The organism is Streptomyces sp. NPDC097129 (genome assembly GCF_055668065.1).
This window is the reverse complement of the sequence record NZ_JBVOQE010000006.1, coordinates 422,418-445,258: the sequence shown is the minus strand read 5'-3', so window position 1 is coordinate 445,258 and position 22,841 is coordinate 422,418. Positions and strand designations below refer to the sequence as shown.

General features: G+C 72.9%; 16 protein-coding genes and 1 pseudogene. 10 read left to right on the top strand and 7 right to left on the bottom strand.

The window, feature by feature from the left end:
- Nucleotides 1-128: 128 nt before the first annotated feature.
- Nucleotides 129-551 (bottom strand): DUF3499 domain-containing protein, encoded by a 423-nt coding sequence (locus AC0B9F_RS20475; protein ID WP_363263239.1) that lies wholly within the window; start codon nt 549-551, stop codon nt 129-131.
- A gap of 295 nt (nt 552-846) precedes the next feature.
- Here AC0B9F_RS20475 and AC0B9F_RS20470 point away from each other — a divergent pair, with 295 nt between their 5' ends.
- Nucleotides 847-1,296 carry a metallopeptidase family protein gene (locus AC0B9F_RS20470; RefSeq protein WP_472004594.1) on the top strand — a complete coding sequence of 150 codons (450 nt, stop codon included), beginning with the start codon at nt 847-849 and terminating at the stop codon, nt 1,294-1,296.
- Nucleotides 1,297-1,365: 69 nt separating this feature from the next.
- On the opposite strand, the gene AC0B9F_RS20465 is transcribed toward AC0B9F_RS20470, so the two are convergent.
- From AC0B9F_RS20465 to AC0B9F_RS20455, 3 genes are all read right to left on the bottom strand, one after another.
- On the bottom strand, nt 1,366-2,880 hold the full coding sequence (locus AC0B9F_RS20465) for a DUF5719 family protein (protein WP_472004534.1): 1,515 nt from the start codon (nt 2,878-2,880) through the stop codon (nt 1,366-1,368).
- Complete coding sequence (locus AC0B9F_RS20460; RefSeq protein WP_472004532.1) at nt 2,877-6,557, bottom strand: glycosyltransferase family 2 protein; 3,681 nt, start codon at nt 6,555-6,557, stop codon at nt 2,877-2,879. The genes AC0B9F_RS20465 and AC0B9F_RS20460 overlap by 4 nt, the downstream gene beginning before the upstream one ends.
- 203 nt (nt 6,558-6,760) lie before the next feature.
- Complete coding sequence (locus tag AC0B9F_RS20455) at nt 6,761-7,024, bottom strand: WhiB family transcriptional regulator (protein WP_361639037.1); 264 nt, start codon at nt 7,022-7,024, stop codon at nt 6,761-6,763.
- A gap of 700 nt (nt 7,025-7,724) precedes the next feature.
- On the opposite strand from AC0B9F_RS20455, the gene AC0B9F_RS20450 reads away from it, so the two are divergent.
- The 4 genes from AC0B9F_RS20450 to AC0B9F_RS20435 are packed head-to-tail and all read left to right on the top strand — an operon-like array spanning nt 7,725 to nt 11,584.
- Complete coding sequence (locus AC0B9F_RS20450) at nt 7,725-8,231, top strand: cysteine dioxygenase (RefSeq protein ID WP_472004531.1); 507 nt, start codon at nt 7,725-7,727, stop codon at nt 8,229-8,231.
- 33 nt (nt 8,232-8,264) lie between these two features.
- Nucleotides 8,265-9,224 (top strand): 2-phospho-L-lactate transferase, encoded by a 960-nt coding sequence (gene cofD / locus AC0B9F_RS20445; RefSeq protein ID WP_472004529.1) that lies wholly within the window; start codon nt 8,265-8,267, stop codon nt 9,222-9,224.
- Nucleotides 9,221-10,531: a coenzyme F420-0:L-glutamate ligase gene (locus AC0B9F_RS20440; protein WP_472004527.1), complete on the top strand. Its 1,311-nt coding sequence runs from the start codon at nt 9,221-9,223 to the stop codon at nt 10,529-10,531. The genes cofD and AC0B9F_RS20440 overlap by 4 nt, the downstream gene beginning before the upstream one ends.
- Before the next feature lie 48 nt (nt 10,532-10,579).
- Nucleotides 10,580-11,584 carry a DNA-3-methyladenine glycosylase family protein gene (locus AC0B9F_RS20435; protein WP_472004526.1) on the top strand — a complete coding sequence of 335 codons (1,005 nt, stop codon included), beginning with the start codon at nt 10,580-10,582 and terminating at the stop codon, nt 11,582-11,584.
- 189 nt (nt 11,585-11,773) lie between these two features.
- On the opposite strand, the gene manB is transcribed toward AC0B9F_RS20435, so the two are convergent.
- Nucleotides 11,774-12,856 (bottom strand): mannose-1-phosphate guanylyltransferase, encoded by a 1,083-nt coding sequence (gene manB, locus AC0B9F_RS20430; RefSeq protein ID WP_472004525.1) that lies wholly within the window; start codon nt 12,854-12,856, stop codon nt 11,774-11,776.
- Nucleotides 12,857-12,923: 67 nt separating this feature from the next.
- Nucleotides 12,924-14,315 (bottom strand): peptidoglycan recognition protein family protein, encoded by a 1,392-nt coding sequence (locus AC0B9F_RS20425; protein WP_472004523.1) that lies wholly within the window; start codon nt 14,313-14,315, stop codon nt 12,924-12,926.
- A gap of 150 nt (nt 14,316-14,465) precedes the next feature.
- Between AC0B9F_RS20425 and AC0B9F_RS20420 the strand changes: the two genes are divergently transcribed.
- The 5 genes and pseudogenes from AC0B9F_RS20420 (at nt 14,466) to AC0B9F_RS20400 (ending at nt 21,738) form a co-directional block, all read left to right on the top strand.
- Nucleotides 14,466-15,224, top strand: coding sequence for a TIGR03089 family protein (locus tag AC0B9F_RS20420; protein ID WP_472004521.1), 759 nt, complete (start codon nt 14,466-14,468; stop codon nt 15,222-15,224).
- A gap of 410 nt (nt 15,225-15,634) precedes the next feature.
- Nucleotides 15,635-16,104: pseudogene (locus AC0B9F_RS20415) on the top strand (LCP family protein); the annotation flags it as partial.
- Between the two features lie 240 nt (nt 16,105-16,344).
- The gene (locus tag AC0B9F_RS20410) at nt 16,345-18,162 is read left to right on the top strand and encodes an LCP family protein (protein WP_472004519.1); all 1,818 of its coding nucleotides are present in this window, start codon (nt 16,345-16,347) and stop codon (nt 18,160-18,162) included.
- Nucleotides 18,163-18,303: 141 nt separating this feature from the next.
- Entirely contained in the window at nt 18,304-19,875 is a 1,572-nt protein-coding gene (locus AC0B9F_RS20405; RefSeq protein WP_472004593.1) for an LCP family protein, read from the top strand.
- Between the two features lie 135 nt (nt 19,876-20,010).
- Nucleotides 20,011-21,738, top strand: a complete 1,728-nt coding sequence (locus AC0B9F_RS20400; RefSeq protein ID WP_472004517.1) for an LCP family protein — start codon at nt 20,011-20,013, stop codon at nt 21,736-21,738.
- A 33-nt stretch (nt 21,739-21,771) separates the two neighbouring features.
- Here AC0B9F_RS20400 and AC0B9F_RS20395 read toward each other — a convergent pair whose 3' ends face one another.
- Nucleotides 21,772-22,830: a glycosyltransferase family 2 protein gene (locus AC0B9F_RS20395; protein WP_472004515.1), complete on the bottom strand. Its 1,059-nt coding sequence runs from the start codon at nt 22,828-22,830 to the stop codon at nt 21,772-21,774.
- Nucleotides 22,831-22,841 lie beyond the last annotated feature (11 nt).

Genomic DNA, 22,841 nt, shown 5'->3' with positions numbered 1-22,841 from the left:
GGTCGCCCCAACCTACCCGCCCGTATCGGCTGCGGAAGGGGCGGACACCGAGTGGACGGCGAGCCGTAACCTCAGGTCAAGCTCAGTCCTGGAAGGAGCTACGGCTCAGTCCTGGAAGGAGCTGCGGCTCAGTTGTCGGGTGAGCGCAGGACCCGCAGATGGCCGCGGCGGGCGACCTCCATGGGGTCCGCCGAGCGTGCCCCGCCGCCGGCCCCGGCGGCCCGTTCCTGGGGGCGGGCCGCCTCGCGGACGGCGTTGGCCAGCGCTTCCAGGTCGTCCCCGCTGGGCCGCGCGGGAGCGGAGCCGTCCAGCAGGCGGACGACCTCCCAGCCGCGCGGGGCGGTGAGGCGCTCGGAGTGCTCGGCGCACAGGTCGTAGCAGTGGGGTTCGGCGTAGGTGGCGAGCGGGCCGAGGACCGCGGTCGAGTCGGCGTAGACGTACGTCAGCGTCGCGACGGCGGGTCGGCCGCAGGCGGTGCGCGAACAGCGACGTACAGGGCTCACGATGTTGGACGGTACCGCACTCTTGAGCGGGCCGCGACGACTCTCCACCAGGTCACTCCCCCGTGTCGGGCTGTGAAACGTCGCACACACTTTTCCAGAGCGGCGTCGCTGACCTGCGCCGACGTCCGGCTCCCTGGCCTGCGCCGGATCGCGATCCGGTCATTTCTCAGTACAAACACCACCAATCGGCTTGAGGTCCGCGGTCATGGAGAGATACGGAAACGAGCCGAAGTTGGCTGGAATGGTCAGCCCGTGACAGGTCACGCGGTGCCGACTCACCGTGGCTGAACCGTCACCCGCAGGTCGGGCGCGGCAGGGCGCCGGGGACTACGCTGCACCAGTGATGGACAACGCCGTACCGCCCCGTGCCACGGGCCCCGGGCCCCGCCGCCGTGATCGCCACGGCCGGGGGATGCGCGGGCCGATCGCGCCGCCGCAGGTGCCGCTCGCGGCGAGCCGCGCCGAGGTGTTCGCGGACCTGGTGCAGGACTCCGTGGACCGTCTCGAGCGGCACTGGCCGCAGCTCACCGACATCGATTTCCTGGTGCTGGAGGTGCCGCGGCTGGACGGCCCGGGACAGCCGTGGAACGACGAGGCGGTGCCGCTGGGCGGGATCGTCCCGGCGCGCGACGGCCGGCGGGCGCGCGTGGTGGTGTACCGGCGGCCCGTGGAGATCCGCACCAAGGGACGCGACGAGCGGGCGGCGCTGGTCCACGAGATCGTCGTGGAGCAGGTCGCCGAGCTGCTCGGCCTGACGCCGGAGACGGTGGATCCCCGCTACGGCGAGGACTGAGCCGCACGCCCCGAGCACCCGGCCGCGCCCGGCCCGCGCCTACTTCCGCAGTACCGCCCGGCCCGCGCCCTACTTCTGCAGTACCGTCAGGTCCTCGTCCGCCTGAGGCACCGCGACCGTGCCGCGGTCGTTGGGCAGGGTCTGGATCGTGAAGGCCGGAACGCCGTCCTCCGTCGCCGCGAGCATGCGGGAGGCGTAGACCGGGCCGCCGGAGACCTCCTCGACCGTCAGCGCGTACGTGCCCTTCAGACCGCTGGGGACGGGGAACCGCACGTCCTGGGTGGTGCCGGCCTTGATCGTGTACGTCTGCGTCGCCGCCGTGCCGCCCTCGCTGCCGGCCGACGCCGTGACCTTGACCTGGGCGCTCGCCGTCGGCGCGGTGAGGGACAGCGTGGTGCCCTTGGCGCTGTTGTCGGCGACCGTCGCGCGCGTGCCCACGGACGCGGTCGCCGGGATGAACGCCGTCTCCTGCCGGTCACCCTTGCCGCGTACGACCCGCAGCGCGGCAACGACCGGCACGGCGCGATCCGTCGGCGTCAGCACGAGCGATCCGGCCTCGCCGCGGGTGACGTCACCGAGGTCGAGGACGGTGGTCATGCCGGACTTCACGTGCAGCGTCTCGTTGCCGGCCGGGGTGATCTGCCCGGAGGGTGAGGCGAGGCGCACCTTGAGGTCGGCGTCGGAGCCGCCGGGTGTGAAGGCGACCAGGTGGACGGAGACCGCGTCCTTGGGGATGCCGGGCAGGACGAGGCTCGGGGCCGGGTCCGCCGCGGCGGGCAGCCAGTCGCCGCCGAGCTTCTCGTCGAGGGCCTGGACGGCGGCGCCGACCCGGCCGCTGCGGACGGTGACATGGACGGTGAGGTCGTCCTGCCGGTCGTCGGTGAGCGTGGACAGCAGGATCGGCACGCCGGCGTGCGGCGGGACGGTGATGCCCTCCCCCACCGTCGACTTCACCGCGCCGTCCTTCCCGTACAGCTCGATGTCGGCGACGGCGGCGGAGTCGTCGGGGTTGGTCAGGTGCACGTAGTCGGTGCGGTCGGCGGCGGTGCTGGCGCCGGGGAACCAGAACTCGGTGTCCGGAGCCGTGCAGTTGACGCCCTGCAGGCCGCGCCCGTTGCCGGCGGCGACCTCGGTGGTCTGCTGGACCGTCCAGCCGGGCGCGAACCTGCCCTGCGCGGTGCCGATCAGCGCGGGCACGTCCGCGCCGGAGGCCTCGCCGGTGGCGGGGGTGCCGGGCTGCTTGGGTGCGAGGCCCGGGGCGCCGCCTTGCGCGGACCCCTTCTTGCCGCCCTTCTTGTCCTTGCCGCTCGCGCCGTCCGCCGACTGCTCGGTGGCGGCCTTGAGTTCGGCCGAGCCGGCGCCCGGCACGCCCTGGGTGACGGGCGTGAAGGACGTGTACGCCGTGTCGGCGAGGTCGGACTGGCTGGGCGCCGGGCACAGCAGCGTGGTGCGCTCCACGGGCCGCTGGGCGGCGGCCCGCGCGGTGTCCGCGCCGGAGGCGTCCGGGGAGCTGAGCGCGGCGAAGCCGGTCACGGCGGCGAGCGCGGTCGCGCCGGCGATCAGGGACAGGGTCGTGCGGTTCACTGCTGGCTCCCGTCGGGGCGCTCATGGCCGCCGTCGTGCGGTTGCGGCGGTGCCTGGCCGTACGCGGTCGCGTCGTACCCCTGGTCGTACGGCTGCTGATAGGCCGTCGGGTCGTAGGTCCCGGCCGGGGTCTGGCCGCCGTAGGCGTAGGGGTCGTAGCCGCCGGACTGGTACGGGTCGGCCTGGTACGCCTGGTCGTAGCCGCCGTCCGCCGGGTACGGCTGTCCGCCTGCCTGGTACGGGTCGTAGCCGCCGTACTCGGTGGACGCGGGGGCGGGGGTGTCCCACTGGCCGTAGGACCGCTGCTGCCCGGCCGGCACCGGGGGCTGCTCGGCCGGAGCGGGCGCGGGCTGCTCCTGCCCGGCCGCGGCCTCCGTCTCGGCCTGGGCGCGCAGGCGGCGGGCGCGGCGGCCCTCGCCGGCGACCGGCTGGGCGGGGATCACCGGCTCCTCGGGCAGGTCGTCGTCGACGTCGCGGCGCCGTCCGGGCAGGGCGAGGACGACGAGGACGACGGCGAGGGCGCCCTGGGCCCACAGCCAGGCGGTGTGGCCGAACGGGTCGTCGTAGACGACGTCGAGCTTTCCGCCGGAGGCGGGCAGTTCGAAGCCCTGGGCCCAGCCGCCGACGGTGGTGGCCTTGAGCGGCTTGCCGTCCAGGGTGGCGCTCCACCCGTCGGCGGCGGCGTCGGCCAGACGCAGCACGCGCGTGCCCTGGCCGGCCGGGATCGTGGTGTGGATCTCCACGGGGCCGGCCGCGACGGCCTGCGGTGTGCCGGTGCCGGAGGCCGGGACGACGGCGGCGCGGGAGACCTCCCGGTCCACCCGCCACAGCGCGCTGCCGTTCTGCTCGCTGAGCCGGCTCAGGCCGGGGGTGGCGTCCAGGACGCGGGTGATCTCGCGGGGCGCGCCCTTGTGGACGAGGACATAGCGAACGGCGAACGCGCCGAGCTGGTCGGCCTGGTCGGCGCCGGAGCCGGCGACGAGGTTGGCGACGGTCTTGTCGAGCGGGTCGTTCGCGCCGTCGGCGGCGGCGAGCTCGGCGTCGCCGAGGCGGGCGCCGGAGCCGCGGACCAGCATGTAGCTGACGTGGGCGGCGGAGTCGCTGTCCAGGACGAGGGTGCGGGCCTGGTCGCGGGTGTTGCTCTCCTCGGCGACGAACGCGGGCACCTGCACCGGGTCGCGGCGCTCCAGCGGCCCGTCGGCGCCGCCGATCATCCAGCCGACGGCGACGAGCAGCGGGCCCGCGGCGGAGGCGAAGGCGATCAGTGCGGCGACCGGCTGGCGCCAGCCGAAGCTCTGCTCGGCCACGCGTGTGCGTGCCCCGTCGGCGCCGAGGACGGCTGCGGCGAGCAGGGCGAGGCCGTAGACGAGGGTGGCGGGGCCGGCCCAGGTGGAGCGGTTGGACAGGACGGCGAAGACGAGGGCCACGAGGGCGACGGCCCACGCGGTCCAGATGCCCCGCTGGCGATCGGAGCGCATCAGGGCGGCGAGCGCGGCCAGCACGATGCCGATGAGCATCAGCCCGTCGACGGTGCCGGGGCCGCCGGGGCTTGCGCCCAGCAGGTCGAGCGCGGAGGCGGACGACGGGCCGTAGCCCAGGCCGGCCTCGGTGAAGAAGCCGAACGGCAGCAGGGACAGCGACCAGGGAGCGAGGACGAGCAGCGGGGTCGCCAGCTGGGCCAGGAAGCGCAGACCCTGGGCGGGCAGGTCGCTCCGGCGCAGGGCGAGGACCGCGATGCCCAGGATCAGCGCGATGGGCCACACGATCGGTGTGAACGCGGTGGTCAGGGTCAGCAGCAGGGCGTAGGCCCAGGTGGCGCGCCAACCGCCGCGTGCGCCCAAGGGGTTCGCGAGGCCGCTCGCGGCGATGCCCGCGCGGGCGATCAGCGGCAGCAGGACGGCGAGGACTGCGGTGCCGATGCGGCCGCCGGCGAGGGCGCCGGTCGCGGCGGGCAGGAAGGCGTACACGATGGCCGCCCAGGCGCGCAGCAGCCGGGACTCGACGAGCGGCCGGGAGGCGAAGTACGCGGTGAAGCCGGCCAGCGGGACGGAGCAGACCAGCAGGACGGTGACGGCGAGGCCGGTCGAGCCGAACAGCACCGACGCCAGCAGCGCGACGATCGCCAGGTAGGGCGGCGCGGAGGGGGCGCCGCCGGCGCCGACCGGGTGCCAGGCGTCGAGGTAGCGGGACCACAGCTCGGAGGCGTCGGCCGGGGCGGGCAACAGGGCGCCGCCGGCGAGGGCGCCGCCGCCGAGGAGGTTGCGGCAGGCGATCAGGGAGACGGCCAGCAGCATCAGGAAGAGCACCGGGCCCGGTTTGCGGGCGATGCGCTTCAGGCGCGCGAACTGCTCGATCTCCAGGAACTCGGCGTCGTCGCCGCCGGGCCCGGACTCCACGGCGCCGCCGTGCCGGCCGGCCGAGGAGGTCTCCGGGTCGGAGCCGCCGAGGAGGTTCCCGGCGACCTGTTCGAAGGTGGCCCGCACGGTCGCGCCGGGCGGCGGGAACAGGGGCCGCAGCTCGCTCTTGTCGACGGCGGGCCGTCCGCGCCGGCGCCGGCCGGCGATGATCCGCTCGGGCCGCAGGAGGGTGCCGAGCAGGCCGCGGATCTCGTCGACGGCCTGTCCGGGGACCTTGCCGACGAGGTAGGCGAGGGTGCGCAGCAGGGTGCCGAGGACGACGCGCACCACGACCCAGGGCAGCACGGCGGTGCGGGCGTTGACGAGGAGGGTGTAGACCGCGCCCGCCTTGTCGACCTTGTGCGGTGAGGCGGTGGTGCGGCCGGCGCAGTCGACGGCGCGGCGCTCGCGGGAGGCGGCCTCGGCGTGCCGTACGACGGCCTCCGGGGCGATCAGGACGCGGTGGCCGGCGGCGTGGGCGCGCCAGCACAGGTCGACGTCGTCGCGCATGAGGGGCAGACGGCGGTCGAAGCCGCCGAGCTGTTCGAAGACGTCGCGGCGGACGAGCATGCCGGCGCTGGACACCGACAGCACGTCCCGCACGTGGTCGTGCTGGCCCTGGTCCTGTTCGCGGCGGTCCAGGCCGGTCCAGCGGCGGCCGGAGTTGGCGATGGAGACACCGACCTCGAGCAGCTGGCGCCGGTCGTACCAGCCGCGCAGCTTGGGGCCGACGACGGCCACGTCGTCGCGGCCGAGCTCCAGTTCACGGTCGACGACGCGCAGCAGTTCGGCGAGCGCGTCGGGTTCGGGGGCGCAGTCGTCGTGCAGCAGCCACAGCCAGTGGACGGGTTCCCCGTGCGGCAGTTCGGGCAGGTCGTAGGCGTCGTCGCGCCACGTGCGCGTGACGGGGTCCCAGCCGCTGGGCCGCTTGAGGTAGGGCAGTTCCTCGGGGGTGAGGCGGGGGGCAGTGCGGGCGGCCTCCTCGACGGCCTGGCCGAAGCCGGTGCGGCGGGCGAGGTGGAGCACGCGGTCGGCGCCGAGGGCGGCCGTGACCAGCGGGGCGGAGTCGTCGGCGCTGCCGGTGTCGGCGGCGACGGCGTACTGCACGGGGCGCTCCTGGCCGACCAGCCCGGCGAGCGCGTCGGGCAGCCAGCGGGCGCCGTCGTGAGAGACGAGGACCGCGGTCACCACGTGACGCGGGAACTCGGGCGGGCGGGCTGGGTCGAACCCAGCTGTCGCCGCCCCGTCTTGCGGGGCTGCGGAGTGGCTGTGCACGGTCATCGAGGTACGGGCCCCGGTTCGGTGGACTGCGGTGGACGCCTGTGCCGCCTGCGGGCGGTGGGGCGTCTCGGACGAGCGACCACACTATCGGCTGGGCATGACCGCGGCCCGCCGCCTGTGGATAACCCACCCGCGACGGGCCGTTCGACACGTTTGTACGGAACAGTCCGCGGTTGTTCGGTCAGAAGCCGGTCATACGGCGGTCACACCGCGGCCTTCTTCAGCCGCCGGCGCTCGCGCTCCGACAGTCCGCCCCAGATGCCGAACCGTTCGTCGTTGGCGAGGGCGTACTCCAGGCACTCGGAGCGGACTTCGCATGCGAGGCAGACCTTCTTGGCCTCTCTGGTGGAGCCGCCCTTCTCGGGGAAGAAGGACTCGGGGTCGGTCTGGGCGCACAGCGCGCGCTCCTGCCAGCCGAGTTCCTCGCCCGCGTCGTCGACCAGCAGTTGCTGCACCGTCTCGGTCATGTGCGCCCCTCGTCTGTCTTTCCGCGTCCCCGTGATGTAGCCGTTACCGATTTCGGCTGAACGACACGAGTGAAATTACAAGTGTGCTGCTCCGGGCGAGTCAAGCCGAGATCTGCTATTGGGCCCCTTATTCACTCTGCGGAACCAAGGCGGTGCGGAAAGTGTTCAAATCGCCATAAACCTTGACACACAGACGGGGTCCGGAAGGCTGCCTTCCGCCTCGAGGACCCCTCACGGAGCCTGTACGGAGAAAGACGCCCGTGCGTTCGATCCCGTTCCTGTGCACACGGCGAAGCGAACAAGATCACATTCGGATCACGAGATCGCAACGCGGCTTGCGCACCCGGATGTGCCGCATGTGTCCCGGTGAGCGGGTGCACAAACCTTTCACCTCACACATGCACCGGAACAGGTGAAGCTTGTCCCACATACCGGTCGTCGAGTTGACAGTGCAGGTGTGAACCGCTGTCCTTGTGGGCATGCTCGCGAACTTGGCATCCGTGACGACCCGCACCGCCGGGTCCCTCGGTGCTGCGTGCGTTCGCTGTAGCTGTTGCTGTTGCTGTTGCTGTCCCAGCTGTTGAGCCGTCCGTAGCTCCAGCCGCCCGCCGGGACACCGTCCCGGGGCCGCCGTTTGCTCCCCCGCCCTCTCCCACGGGGCACCCGTTCCCGCACCCTTCGCCAAGGAACCCCCCACCGCATGAACAGCGACAGCGACCTCCAGATCGCCGGCGACCTCCTCGAGGTCCCGCACCTGCTGCAGCCCCCGCGCGAGCACCCGGCCACCGTCGCCGACTTCGTCGGCCTCGCCCGCACCATCGCCGCCGACCGCGCCCAGTGGGAGCACCTCGTGCGCTACGACGCCACGAGCCGCTGGTACCACCGGCTGCGCACCGGACCCGGCTACGAGGTGTGGCTGCTGTCCTGGGTGCCCGGGCAGGGCAGCGGACGGCACGACCACGGCCCCTCCTCCGGTGTGCTGACCGTGCTGGACGGCACCCTGACCGAGCACACGGAGCGCGGCACGCGCGCGTTGGCGCCCGGCGCCCAGCGGGTCTTCGCACCCGGCTATGCGCACGAGGTCGTCAACGACGCCCTCGAGCCGGCGGTCAGCCTGCACGTGTACTTCCCGGGTCTGACCGAGATGCCGATGCACACCGCCCCGCACTGCGAGGGCCGGGAACGGCCGCGTTCCCTGACCGTCTGACGCGTTGTCGTACCCGCCTGCCAGACTTGGCGCATGCGCATTGTGGTTCTGGCAGGCGGCATCGGCGGTGCCCGTTTCCTGCGTGGTCTGAAGCGGGCCGCGCCGGACGCGGACATCACGGTCATCGGCAACACCGGCGACGACATCCACCTCTACGGGCTGAAGGTCTGCCCGGACCTCGACACGGTGATGTACACGCTCGGCGGCGGCATCAACGAGGAGCAGGGCTGGGGAAGAGCGGACGAGACCTTCCACCTCAAGGAGGAGCTCGCCTCCTACGGCGTCGGGCCGAAGTGGTTCGGGCTCGGCGACCGGGACTTCGCCACGCACATCGTGCGGACGCAGATGATCGGCGCCGGGTATCCGCTCAGCGCGGTCACCGAGGCGCTGTGCGACCGCTGGCAGCCGGGCGTGAAGCTGATCCCGATGACCGACGACCGCGTCGAGACGCACGTGGCCGTCGAGATCGACGGCGAGCGCAAGGCGGTCCACTTCCAGGAGTACTGGGTGAAGCTGCGCGCCTCGGTCCCGGCCGAGGCCGTCGTACCGGTCGGCGCCGAGCAGGCCAAGCCGGCGCCGGGCGTGCTGGAGGCCATCGCCGAGGCGGACGTGATCCTCTTCCCGCCGTCCAACCCCGTCGTCTCCGTCGGCACCATCCTCGCCGTGCCCGGCATCCGCGAGGCCATCGCCGAGGCGGGCGTGCCGGTCGTGGGCCTGTCCCCCATCGTCGGGGACGCGCCCGTGCGCGGGATGGCGGACAAGGTGCTCGCGGCGGTCGGCGTCGAGTCCACCGCCACGGCGGTCGCCGAGCACTACGGCTCCGGGCTGCTGGACGGCTGGCTCGTCGACACCGTCGACACCGACGCGGTCGAGCGGGTCGAGGCGGCCGGCATCCGCTGCCGGGCCGTGCCGCTGATGATGACGGACGTCGACGCCACCGCGCAGATGGCCCGCGAGGCGCTGGCCCTGGCCGAGGAGGTGCGGGGGCGGTGAGCGCGCCGAGCGCCGAGGGCTACCGGGTGTGGGCGCTGCCCGGCATCCCCGAGGTCCGGTCCGGCGACGACCTCGCCAAGCTGATCGCCGCCGCCGAGCCGGGCCTGGCCGACGGGGACGTCGTCCTCGTCACGTCCAAGATCGTCTCCAAGGCGGAGGGCCGGATCGTCGAGGCCGCCGACCGGGAAGCCGCGATCGACGCCGAGACGGTGCGCGTGGTCGCCCGGCGCGGCACCCTGCGCATCGTGGAGAACCGGCAGGGCCTGATCATGGCCGCGGCCGGGGTCGACGCCTCCAACACCCCCGCGGGCACGGTGCTGCTGCTCCCCGAGGACCCCGACGCCTCGGCACGCGCGATCCGCTCCGGGCTGCGCGACATGCTCGGCGTCACCGTCGGCGTCGTCGTCACGGACACCTTCGGGCGGCCCTGGCGCTCGGGGCTCACGGACGTCGCGATCGGCGCCGCCGGAGTACGCGTGCTGGACGATCTGCGCGGCGGCACGGACGCGTACGGCAATCCGCTCAGCGCGACCGTCGTGGCGACCGCGGACGAGCTGGCCGCCGCCGGCGACCTGGTCAAGGGCAAGGCGGCCGGCCTGCCGGTGGCCGTCGTCCGCGGCCTGCCCCAGGTGGTCGCGGACGACGACACGGACGGAGCCCGCGCCCTGGTGCGGGGCGCGCGTGACGACATGTTCCGCCTCGGCACGTCCGAGGCGATCCGGCAGGCGGTCACCCAGCGCCGTACGGTGCGGGCGTTCACCGACGAGCCGGTCGACCCGGGCGCGGTGCGCAGAGCGGTGGCCGCGGCGGTCACGGCGCCGGCCCCGCACCACACCACGCCCTGGCGTTTCGTCCTGCTGGAGTCGCGGGAGTCCCGCACCCGTCTGCTGGACGCGATGCGGGACGCGTGGGTCGCGGACCTGCGCAGGGACGGCAAGAGCGAGGAATCCATCGCCAAGCGGGTGCGCCGCGGCGACGTCCTGCGCAACGCCCCCTACCTGGTCGTCCCCTGCCTGGTGATGGACGGCTCCCACACCTACGGCGACGCGCGGCGCGATGCGGCCGAGCGGGAGATGTTCGTCGTCGCGACCGGCGCCGGTGTGCAGAACCTCCTCGTCGCGCTGGCCGGGGAGCGGCTCGGCTCGGCCTGGGTGTCCTCGACGATGTTCTGCCGGGACGTCGTCCGGGAGACGCTCAGCCTGCCCGCGGACTGGGATCCGATGGGCGCGGTGGCCGTCGGGCACCCGGCCGAGGAGCCGCGGCCGCGGCCGGAGCGGGACGCGGGGGCCTTCATCGAGGTCCGCTGACCGTACGCTCGTAACGTCTCCTTCCCTCCTCACCCCGGGACCTCATTCGTGGCTGGACGGTTCGCTCCCCGGCCGACGCGTACGACGATGCGCGGCGGCGAGGTCGCCCTGCCCGCGGGCGCCGTGCCCCGGCCGGCGACGGCACCGGGGCGGGTGCGGACGTGGACGCCGGACGGGCCGCTCGACCTCGGCCTGGTCCTGGGCCCGCTGCGGCGCGGGCCCGGCGACCCGACGTTCCGGGCCCTGCCCGACGGCTCGGTGTGGCGGGCCAGCCGGACGCCTGGCGGGCCGGGCACGCTGCGCGTGACGACGCGGGGCGGAGTCGTGCGGGGCGAGGCATGGGGTCCTGGGGCCGAGTGGCTGCTGGACCAACTGCCCCAGCTGTGCGGCGCCGAGGACGATCCGTCCTCCTTCGCGCCCCGGCACAAGATCGTGGCGCTGGCCCGGCACCGGCGGCCCGGGCTGCGGCTCGGCCGTACCGGTCTGGTGCTGGAGTCGCTGATTCCGTCGGTGCTGGAGCAGAAGGTGACGACGGTCGAGGCGTACCGGGCGTGGCGGCTGCTGGTACGGCGCTTCGGCGCACCGGCGCCCGGACCGGCTCCCGGCCGGATGTACGTGATGCCTGCCGCCCGGGACTGGGCGCTGATCCCCTCCTGGGAGTGGCACCGCGCCGGCGTCGACGACAAGCGGGCGTCGACGGTCCTGCGGGCCGTACGGGTCGCCGCGCGGCTGGAGGAGGCGACCCGGATGCCTCCGGCGGCGGCGCAGGCCCGGCTGGAGGTGGTGCCGGGGATCGGACCGTGGACGTCGGCGGAGACCGTGCAGCGCAGTCATGGGGCGCCGGACGCGGTGACCGTCGGCGATCTGCATCTGCCGGGCATCGTGGGGTGGGCGCTGGCGGGCGACCGGCACGCCGACGACACGGAGATGCTGCGCCTGCTGGAGCCATATGCCGGGCAGCGGCATCGGGCGGCGCGGCTGATCCTGCTGAGCGGGCGGGTGCCGGCGCGGCGTGCGCCCCGCTTTCCTGTGGGCGACATTCGGGGGTTGTAGGCGGCGGGTACGTTCGGCGGGGGCGGCGTCGGCAGTCTTGGTGCCCGTGTCGGCGGACGGTCCTGCATTGGGCGCAGGGGCGCGGGGAACTGCGCGACCAGCCGTCCACGCACCCGCAGACGAAACACGGCCCGGCGCCGCAAGCAGCCGCGCCGCAGGCACCCCGCGCCGCAAGCACCCCGTGCCGGACTACTGATCCGAAGAGAAGCGGAGCGCGGCCGCCGGGATGTGGGCGTCGCACCACACCCGTACGCCCTCGCGGAGCTCGTTGTCGGGGCCGACGGTCGCGCCGTCGCCGATCACCGTCCCCGTCAGGACCGTGCGTTCGCCGACGCGGGCGCGGGCGCCGACGAGGGAGTCGGTGATGACGGCGCCCGGTTCGACGACGGCGCCCGGCAGGATCGCGCTGCCGGCGATACGGGCGCCCTCCGCGATGAAGGCGCCCTCGCCGATCACCGTGCCGCCGGTGAGCTTGGCGTCGGGCGCCACCGTGGCCGTGGGCAGGACGAGGCGGTCGCCGCAGCGGCCGGGCACGGCCGGCGACGGGGCCCGGCCCAGCACCAGGTCCGCCGAGCCGCGGACGAACGCGGCCGGGGTGCCCAGGTCGAGCCAGTACGTGGAGTCGACCATCCCCTGGAGATGCGCGCCGGCCGCCAGCAGGCCGGGGAACGTCTCGCGCTCCACCGACACCGGCCGGCCCGCCGGGATCGTGTCGATGACCGAGCGGCGGAAGACGTACGCACCGGCGTTGATCTGGTCGGTGACGATCTCCTCCGGGGTCTGCGGCTTCTCCAGGAAGGCCAGGACCCGGCCGGTGCCGTCCGTCGGGACGAGGCCGTAGGCGCGCGGGTCCGTGACCTTCGTCAGGTGCAGGGAGACGTCCGCGCCCGTCGTCTCGTGGGTGCGGACCAGGGCCTGGATGTCCAGGCCGGTCAGGATGTCGCCGTTGAAGATCAGGACGGGGTCGTCGGGGCCGGAGTGGAGCCGCGCGGCCACGTTGCGGATCGCGCCGCCCGTGCCGAGGGGCTCCTCCTCCGTGACGTACTCCAGGTGCAGTCCCAGCGACGAGCCGTCGCCGAAGTACGGCTCGAACACCTCCGCCAGATACGACGTGGCGAGGACGACGTGCTCCACGCCCGCCGCTTTCGCGCGCGCCAGCTGGTGCGTGAGGAACGGCACGCCCGCCGCCGGGACCATGGGCTTGGGGGTGTGGACCGTGAGCGGGCGCAGCCGGGTTCCCTTGCCGCCGACCAGAAGGATCGCTTCTGTCACCTGTCGTCTCTGCTTCCTGCCGGGACCGGCCGAACTGTCTTTCGACCGGCCAGTGTATGTCCCGGCCTCAGCGCCCCTGGTAGCCCGCCGCCTTGGAGCGGGCGGTGCCGAGCTTGCCGTAGAGCTGCTTGCCCGGGCAGTCGGTGGCGAAGCCGTCGCGGTGACCGGAGATCACGTTCAGGCGAACGCTCGAGCCCTTGGCGTAGAGGTTGCCACCGCCGGACTTCAGGTATGTCTTGGCGGTCGGATTCATCCCGTACAGACCGAGCTTCCAGGCCGCCAGCCGGGCGATGGCCGTGACCGCGGCGGAGGCGGGCTTGGCCGAACTGAACGTGCCGATGACGGCGACGCCCATGCTGTTGGAGTTGAACCCGAGGGTGTGGGCGCCCAGGACCGGCTTGGCGACGCCGCCGGCGCGGCCCTCGTAGATGGTGCCGCACTTGTCGACGAGGAAGTTGTAGCCGATGTCCCGCCAGCCCATGCTCCTGACGTGATAGCGGTAGATGCCGCGGATGACCGACGGGGCCTGCGCGCAGGTGTAGTTGTTGCCGGTGGCGGTGTGGTGCACGAAGGCCGCCTTCACCGACTTCGTGTACACGAAGCCCTTCTCGCGCAGGTTCTCGTCCGCGCCCCAGCCGGCCCGGGTGACGATCCGCGGACGCGGTCCGATGTACGGCTTCGCGCGTTCCTGCTGGCTCATCTCGGCGCCGCGCAGGGTGGCCAGCTCCTGCTCGGTCCCGGCGCGGTCGAGGGCGGGGATCTCGGCGGCGCCCGGGGCCACGCCGGTCAGGCCGGCGTTGGCGTCGGCGACCTCCCGCACCTCGGTGGTGTCCTCGCTCTCCTCCTCCGGCTCGTCGTGGGCTGCGGCGACCGGGGTGCGCCGGTGCGGGGCGGTGTCGCGGCCGGGGTCGACCAGTTCCAGGCGCAGCCCGGAGGGGAGCGGGGAGGAGGTGACGTTCCTGACGCCGCGTCCGGTCTCCTCGACATGGCTGCCGGAGACGGTCTCGGCCCGTACGCGGACCTCGACACCGTCGGAGTCGCCCACCCACAGCGGGGCCGTGGCGCCGCGGACATGGCCGGAGGTGCGTTCGACGGTGCCGGGGTCGGCGCCGTGGTCGGCGTTGTGCGTGTCGAGGTCCTGCCAGCCGGACCAGGTGTGGCTGCCGGCGGCGCGGGTGCGGACCTGGACACGGCCCTGGAGTACGGCGTCCGGGTCGTCCCAGATGACGCCGACGAGGGAGAAGTGCCCGGTGCCGCGACGGGGCACACCCTGCAGGGCGGAGCCCGGGGCGCGGTCCGTGCCGAGCGGGACGAGAGGCAGCGACGCGGTGCTGCCGGGGATCTCGGCGGCCGTAGGAGCCCCGGCCGGTGCCGGGGCCGCCGTGGCGGGCGGGGTCAGCGGAAGGGCGAGTGCGGCTGCGCATGTGACGCCGATCGAAGAAGCAAGCAATCCACGCATGCCACCGATCCTGGACATAGTCAGACTTATCTGTCCATCGGGGAATTGACGGGCCGTCGACTGCCGTTGCGCCAAACCGGTGGCATGCGACCGGCCCCGGGCCGGGGCGGCGGTGGGTGCGCGGGATGGGGCGCGCGTACGCTGATGCGGGTGAACGCCACCGATCGCACCCCTGCCGACCTGCTGAGTTCCGCGCTCGCCGCGGACGCCGCGCGCCCGCTGGTGACCTTCTACGACGACGCCACGGGTGAACGAGTCGAATTGTCCGTGGCCACCTTCGCCAATTGGGTGGCCAAGACCGCGAACCTCCTCCAGGACGGGTGGTCCGTCGAGCCCGGCGACCGGATCGCCCTCCTCCTGCCCGCCCACTGGCAGACGGCGGTCTGGCTGCTGGCGTGCGCCTCGGTCGGGGCCGTCGCGGACGTCGACGGCGACCCGGCCCGGGCGGACTTCGTGGTGGCGGGCCCCGGCGAGTTCGAACGGGGCCTGGCGTGCGGCGGCGACCGTTACGCCCTGCCCCTCGCACCCCTGGGCCGGCGTTTCGTCCCGGCTCCCCCGGAGGGATACGCCGACTACGCCGTCGACGTGCCGGCCTTCGGCGACCGCTTCGTGCCGTACGCGCCGGTGGACCCGGAGGAGCCGGCGCTGATCGTGGCCGGCGCGGAGCTGACGGGCGCGGAGATCGTGGAGCGGGCGGTCGGGGACGCGGCGCGTCTGGGCCTGACGGGACCGGGCTCCCGACTGCTGTCCGGGCTGCCGTACGACACGTGGGAGGGCCTGAGCGCGGGCCTGTACGCCCCGCTGGCCAGCGGCGGCTCGGTGGTGCTGTGCCGGAACCTGCCCCTGCTCGGGGAGGAAGAACTGGCCAAGCGAATCGACACGGAACGGGTGTCCTCCACGGCCCGCTGACACCCTGGCCATCGGGCTGCGCGCCCGGCGTTACCTGACGCCAGACGCCGTGACAGTTCGAGCAGCGGGTACCCCCAGCGGCACGACGCCCGCAGCTCTGCCGTCGGAGGCGCGCGCCACGGCGTTGATGCACCCGCGTACGGCGGGAAGGGGCCGGGGTGGGGGGTGTCCGCCCGCAGCGGCCGGCACCGGGCAAGGGCGCCCTCGTCGGGGACGGGCGGCCGGACCGAGGACGGACACCCCCCACCCCGTCCCCGACCCAGAAACCGGCCGTAGGCGCTACCGCAACCGGCCACCGGACAGCAACGGGCCGCCGCAGGCATATAAGGGGCGCGGGGAACTGCGCGACCAGCCACAACGCACCCGCAGACGACCACGCACCCAGCGCCGCAGGCAACCCGCACAGGACCGGCCGCGTCACCCTGAACGGCGAGCAGGCCCTCGGCTACGTCCGCGCCCGCACGCCCCTGGGCAACGCCAGCGACACCGACCGCATGGACCGGCAGCAACGATTCCTCGCGGCGCTCGTCAACAAGATCCGCAGCAACGGCGTACCCCTAAGCCCGGTTTGTACCAACTCGTGCGCGGATTGCGAGACATCCCCACCGAACGGGTCCAATTTTTGACCGTTCCACGGGAGCCATACGCCCACAACGCCGATCGTGACCACCTGGTGGAACCGGAAGCGGAAAAACTGTTCGGCCTCCCGCGCGAAGACAAGCCGGTAAAAGTCACCGAGAACGCCTCCTCCGATTACCCGCCGTACGGAACGGGTGACGGAAAGCCGTCCGACTCCGCCACCGGGCCCGCTTCCCCCCAATCCGCCTCCCCCGAGCCCACGTTCCGCGGGAACACCGCCGCCCACGGCACCTGCGAGTAAAGCGATACCCAAGACGGCGAACGCCCGTTCCAGTAAATGAGGCAATTGCCCGCTTGTAGGGAAGTGGGATCTGTCACCGGCGTCGCCCGATGCCGAACGAGGCGGATAGGGTGAGCGATCCGGTGCACCCAACCACGAGGTCCGTCCTGGGGTCGTGCAGATCGTGCACTGTGAGACCGAGACCGGAGCGCCTCGAGGGGGAAAGGCGCGGCGTGGCCCCGACGGAGGATTTGAGCAACCGTGGACGCGCAAGGCCGTGGGCGGGCGGAGAACATCGATCCCGCAGACCAGTGGGTGCTCAATCCGAGCACCGGCGAATACGAACTGCGACTGACTCCTTCCGCTGCGCAGTCGACGGTCGCGCCGCAGTCGGGGGTTCCCTCGCCGCGCAGACCCCGCACCCCGCAGGGGAACCGCGGGCCGGGCTCGCCGGCATCCGACGCAGCAGCGCGCGCCGCGGCACCGGACACCGCGGCGCGCTCCCGTACCCGCACGCCCGCGGCGCCCGGGCGAGGCACCCCGGAAGGTGACGTGCCGTCACCCCGGCGGCGCCGCGGCGCTCCTGCGGAGCCGGTGGCGGGCCGCCGTGGACGGCGCCCGGCGAAGAAGAAGTCGAAGGCGAAGAAGGCCGTGATGTGGACCGGCGGCACGATGGCGTTCGTGCTGGTCGCCGTCGGCACCGCGGGCTATCTCTTCATCAAGCACCTCGAGGGCAACGTCAGCAGCACCGACGTCGGCGACGCCGGTTCGAAGGGCTTCAGCAAGGACGACGCCTTCAACATCCTGATCATCGGCACGGACAAGCGCACCGGCAAGGGCAACGAGGGCTACGGCGACAAGGGCAGCGTGGGCCACGCCGACACCAACATCCTGCTGCACGTGGCCAAGGACCGGACCAACGCCACCGCGATGAGCATCCCGCGCGACATGATCGTCGACGTCCCGGACTGCCCGACCAAGCAGAGCGACGGCTCCGAGAAGGTCATCCCGGGCACGGACAACGTCCGCTTCAACACCAGCCTCGGCCAGGACGGCCGCGACCCCGGCTGCACCATGCGCACGGTGCAGGCGGTCACCGGTATCCACGTCGACCACTTCATGATGGCGGACTTCAACGCGGTCAAGACGCTGTCGTCCGCGGTCGGCGGCGTCGACGTATGCCTCAAGCACGCCGTCGACGACCCGAAGTCACATCTCAAGCTGCCCGCCGGCGAGAGCAAGATCGAGGGTGAGCAGGCGCTCGCCTTCGTCCGCACCCGGCACAGCTTCGGCAACGCGGGCGACCTGGACCGCATCAAGGTGCAGCAGCAGTTCCTCGGCTCGCTGGCCCGCAAGATGTCCTCCAGCGACACGCTGACCAACCCGGCCAAGCTGTACAACCTGGCGGACGCAGCCACGAAGGCGTTGACCGTCGACTCCGCAATCAAGAAGGTCAGCACCCTCAAGGACGTCGCCCTGGAGCTGAACAAGGTCCCGCCGAAGAACATCACCTTCCTCACCCTGCCGGTGATCGACAACCCCGCCGAGAAGGTGGTGCACGCCACGGTCGTCCCGGACCCGAACAAGGCTCCGGCGGTCTTCGACGCCATCAAGGGCGACGTCTCCTTCACCGCGGTGAAGCAGAAGGAGAAGGCCGCCAAGGACGCCGAAGCCGCCCGCCTCAAGGGCCCGCAGGCGCCCGCCGACGAGGTGCGGGTGCGCATCCTCAACGGCGGCGCGAAGGCCGGCTCCGCCTACGAGACGCTGAACTGGCTGCAGAACGACCAGGGCGTGCTGAAGTCGGAGAACGCGGGCAACGCGCCCGCCGCGGCGGCGAAGACGACCCTGGAGTACGCCCCCGACCAGGCGGCCCAGGCCCGCAAGCTGGCCGCGCTGATGGGCCTGCCGGGCTCGGCGCTCAAGCCCGGCCAGAGCGTCACCAACGCCCAGGGTCTGCCCACGATGACGCTGACGCTGGGCAAGGACTTCAAGGGCGCGGGGGTGTCCCTGACCGCACCGGTGAAGGCGCCGGAGGTGGACAACCAGTCCACGGCGGACAAGGTTCAGTGCGCGAGTTGAGCACAGCGGGGCCACCGAACGGGCCTGTCGTACGTCTAACAGGACGGGGCGACAGGCCCGTTCGATGACCGACGAGGGTGGGGAGGGGCAGCTGTGGCGCGCAGCAGTGTCCGGGGGGAGGCGCCGGCGGTCGAGGACACCATGTCCCTGACCTCGCGGGCCGGGGCCGCGGGGGGCGGCTCCGGCGGTGGTCACGGCACCGGCCGCAGACGGCCGAGACGGCGCGCGCTGCGCTGGTCGGCGACCGTTCTGGCCGTGGTCATACTGGGCACGGCGTGCGCCGGTTACCTCTACTACGAGCACCTCAACGGCAATCTCCGCAGCGGTGAGCGCGACAGCGGCGACTCCAAGGCCCGCAAGGCCGATCCGAACGCCGCCGGGCAGACCCCGCTGAACATCCTGCTGATCGGCTCCGACAGCCGTGCCTCCGACGAGAACGTCGCGCTCGGCGGCAGCCGGGACAACCGCGGCAACCCGCCGCTGGGCGATGTGCAGATGCTGATCCATCTCTCCGCGGACCGGCAGAGCGCATCGGTGGTGAGTATTCCGCGCGACACCCGCGTCCCGATCCCCCAGTGCACCGACCCGAAGACCGGCCGGCGCTTCCCGGCGACGAACACGATCATCAACGAGTCGCTGGCCCGCGGCGGCCCCGGCTGCACCCTCGCCACCTGGCAGAACCTCACCGGGGTCTACATCGACCACTGGATGATGATCGACTTCGCCGGTGTGGTGCGCATGGCGGACGCGATCGGCGGGGTCGATGTCTGCGTCAAACAGAATGTGTGGGACCGCCCGCTGCCCGCCCAGAAGGGCGGCTCGGGTCTGAAGCTGACGGCCGGCCGGCACCAGGTGAAGGGCGTCCAGGCCCTGCAGTGGCTGCGCACCCGGCACGCCTGGGGCAGCGACCCGCTGCGCGCCCGCGCCCAGCACATGTACCTGAACTCGATGCTGCGCACGCTGCGGCAGCAGAACGTCTTCACCGACACCGGCCGGCTGATGGACCTGGCCGAGGCGGCGACCAAGTCGTTGCAGGTGTCGGAGGAGATCGGCACGGTGAAGAAGCTGTACGACCTCGGTATGCAGCTCAAGACGGTGCCGCCGGACCGGATCACCATGGCGACGCTGCCCACGGTGCAGGACCCGCGAAACGACGAGCACCTGGTCGCTGCCGGGGACCGGGCGGAGAAGATCTGGCGGATGGTCCGCGAGGACGTTCCCTTCGACGACAAGGGCGCGCGGGGCGGCGCCGGGAAGCCTGACGCCCGGCAGGGGGCGTCCGCCGACCCGGCCGCGCCCGACGCGCAGATCGGGGTCGTCGTACGCAACGGCACCCGGTCCGACGCGCAGGCCGCCGTCCCGGGCCGGGCGGGTACGATCGCGCAGGCACTCGTGGGCAAGGGTTTCGCGCGGGCGGCGAGGGACACCGCGCCGCCGGTCGCCGAGTCCGCCACCGTGGTCCGCTACCCGAGCGCCGATCTGGAGGGGGACGCCCAGCAGGTCGCCAAGGCCCTGGGTATCCCGTCGAGCGCGGTGAAGAAGTCCACGGACGTCTCCGGCGTCACCGTCGTCGTCGGCGCGGACTGGCGTTCCGGCACGACGTATCCGGTGCAGCCGCCGCCGCAGGCCGGGGACCTGCCCTCGGACGCGGACGCGCTGAGCGGCTCCGACAGCGGCACCTGCATGGATGTGTACAAGCCGTACCGCTGGTAGCGCGGGGCCTTCCCGGCGGGCCGACGGGCGCCGGTGACACAAAGGGAACTCTTACCCGACTGCACGATGATGTCGCGGAAATCCGGCCGAGGGGGGCCGGTCGGGTGCACGGCCCAGGGGTGGGGAGGACGGGAAGTGGCACAGAACGAGGGGCAGGGGGACGGCACGCTCACGGACATACGCGAGCGCCGGCGCCCGGAACCGGACGACGGCGGACAAGCACCGGACGGCGGCGAACAAGCGCCGGACGGCGGCGCACGGGATGCCGACGACCGCGCACGGGACCCGGACGACAGCGCACGGGCGCCCGGACCCGCCGTGAAGGAAGGCAGACACGCCGCCGTGCGCCCGCGCCGCCGGCGGCGGCGGGTGCTGCGCTGGATCGCGACGGTGCTCGCGCTGCTGCTGCTGGGCACGGCCGGCGCCGGTTACCTCTACTACCGGCACCTGAACCACAACATCAAGAAGGACCACCTCAACCTCGGCGACGCCAAGGACCGGGCGAGCGTGCCGACGCCGAACGCCGCCGGGCAGAAGCCGCTGAACATCCTGGTGATCGGCTCGGACGCCCGGGACACCAAGGAGAACCAGGAACTGGGCGGGGCGAAGGACACCTTCGGCGGCGTCCCGCTCGCCGACGTCCAGATGCTCGTCCACGTCTCCGCCGACCGCTCCAACATGTCGGTCGTCAGCATGCCGCGCGACACGCTGCTGAAGCTGCCCAAGTGCACCGACCCGCACGACGGCACGGTCTACCGGGCCACCACCGGCCGGGTGATGACGAACACCTCCCTCGGCCGCGGCGGGCCCGGCTGCACGGTGGCGACCTGGGAGAAGCTCACCGACATCCACATCGACCACTTCATGATGATCGACTTCTCGGGCGTGGTGTCGATGGCGGACGCCGTGGGCGGCGTCCCGGTGTGCGTGGACGCCAACATCCGCTCCCACACCGCCGACGGCCACGGCTCCGGCCTGAAGCTCCCCGAGGGCACCACCCCGGTCAAGGGCGAGCAGGCCCTGCAGTGGCTGCGCACCCGCTACGGCTTCGAGGACGGCAGCGACCTCGCCCGCGCCAAGGCGCAGCACATGTACATGAACGCGATGGTGCGTCAGCTGCGCCGCAACGCCACCCTCGGCAACCCGGGCGCGCTGCGCGCCCTCGCCGAGGCGGCCACGAAGGCGATCACGGTCGACGACGGCCTGGGCACCATCAAGAAGATGTACGACCTGGCCGTCGAGCTGCGCAAGGTGCCCACCGACCGCATCACCATGACGACGATGCCCAACCGCTACGTCGGCGCCCGGGTGGAGCCCACCTCGGACGCGGCGAAGCTGTTCCGCATGGTCCGCGACGACGTCGCCCTCGACGGCAAGGACGCCGCGAAGCCCGCCGCCGAGCCCAGCGCGACGGCGACGGCGACGGCGACAGCAACGGCGGATCAGGCGGCCCCGGATGCCGAGATCGCCGTACAGGTCGTGAACGGCACGCGCACCGACACCCTCGCCCCGGCGAGCGGCCGGGCGTCCGAGGTGGCGCGGCTGCTGACGGACAAGGGCTTCACACAGGCCCTGTCGGACCCCTCCTCGGCCCTCACCGAGGAGAGCACCGTGGTCCGCTACCCGAGCGCCGATCTGGAGGGCGACGCCCGCCGGGTCGCGCACGTGCTCGGCCTGCCGGCGAGCGCGGTGCAGAAGTCCACCGACGTCTCCGGCGTCACCCTCGTCGTGGGCGCGGACTGGCGCACGGGTACGGCGTACCGGGCGCCGAAGGACGACGGGAAGGTCCCGGAGTCGGCGCAGGCGATGAACGCCTCCGACGACAGCCAGTGCATGCACGTGAACCCGGCCTTCACCTGGTGAGAGGCCGGGTCCGGTGGTGCCGCCGGGTCGGGCTCAGGCCGGCTCGTGCGGCTGCTCGGCGGTGCGCGCGCCGCTGAGCACCGCCGGGCGGCGGGAGGCGATGACGCGCTTCGCCAGCGACTTCGGGCTGGTCAGGAAGCCCCAGCCCCACGACATGTGCATGGTGGCCAGCGCGAGCGGGATCTGCAGCCGCGCCTTGAGCGGCAGCCCCTTGCCGGCCGGCAGCGACCCGGCGGCGATCGCCGCGAGATAGCCGCCCGGGATCACGAAGCCCCACGGCGTCAGGGCCGCCCCGACGACGATGCCGGCGGCGATGGCGCACACCGCCGTCGGCGGGGCGAGGTAGCGCAGGTTGATCGAGCCGGCGTGGTAGCGGGCGACGACGTGCCGCCAGCGGCCGTAGTCCTTGTACTGCTTGGCGAGCGCGCGCATCGAGGGACGCGGCCGGTACGACACCCGCAGCTCGGGCGAGAACCAGATCAGGCCGCCCGCCTCACGGATGCGGAAGTTCAGCTCCCAGTCCTGGGCGCGGATGAACTCCTCGTTGTAGCCGCCCTGTTGCTCCAGCGCCTCGCGGCGGAACACCCCGAGGTAGACGGTCTCGGCAGGGCCGGCCTCGCCTCCGGTGTGGAAGGCGGCGTTGCCGACGCCGATCTTCGAGGTCATCGCGGCGGCGACGGCGTGCTCCCAGTCGTTCTCGCCCTCGGCGTGCATGATGCCGCCGACGTTCTGCGCGCCGGTCTGCTGAAGCAGCCGCACGGCGGTGGCGATGTAGTTCGGCGAGAGCATGCCGTGCCCGTCGACGCGGACCACGATCGGATGCCGGGACGCCTTGATCGCCGCGTTGAGGGCGGCGGGCGTACGGCCCGTCGGGTTGGGCACGGTGTGCACGCGGGGGTCTTCGGCGACGAGCCGGGCCGCGATCTCGTCCGTGCGGTCCGTGGACGGACCGAGGGCGATCACGACCTCCATCTCGCCGGCGTACTCCTGCACGAGGATCGCTTGGACGGCCCCGCGCAGATGCCGCTCCTCGTTGAGGACGGGCATGATCACGGATACGGCGGGGAGCTGCACGTCGGACTTGGCGTTCATCGGTGCTCACG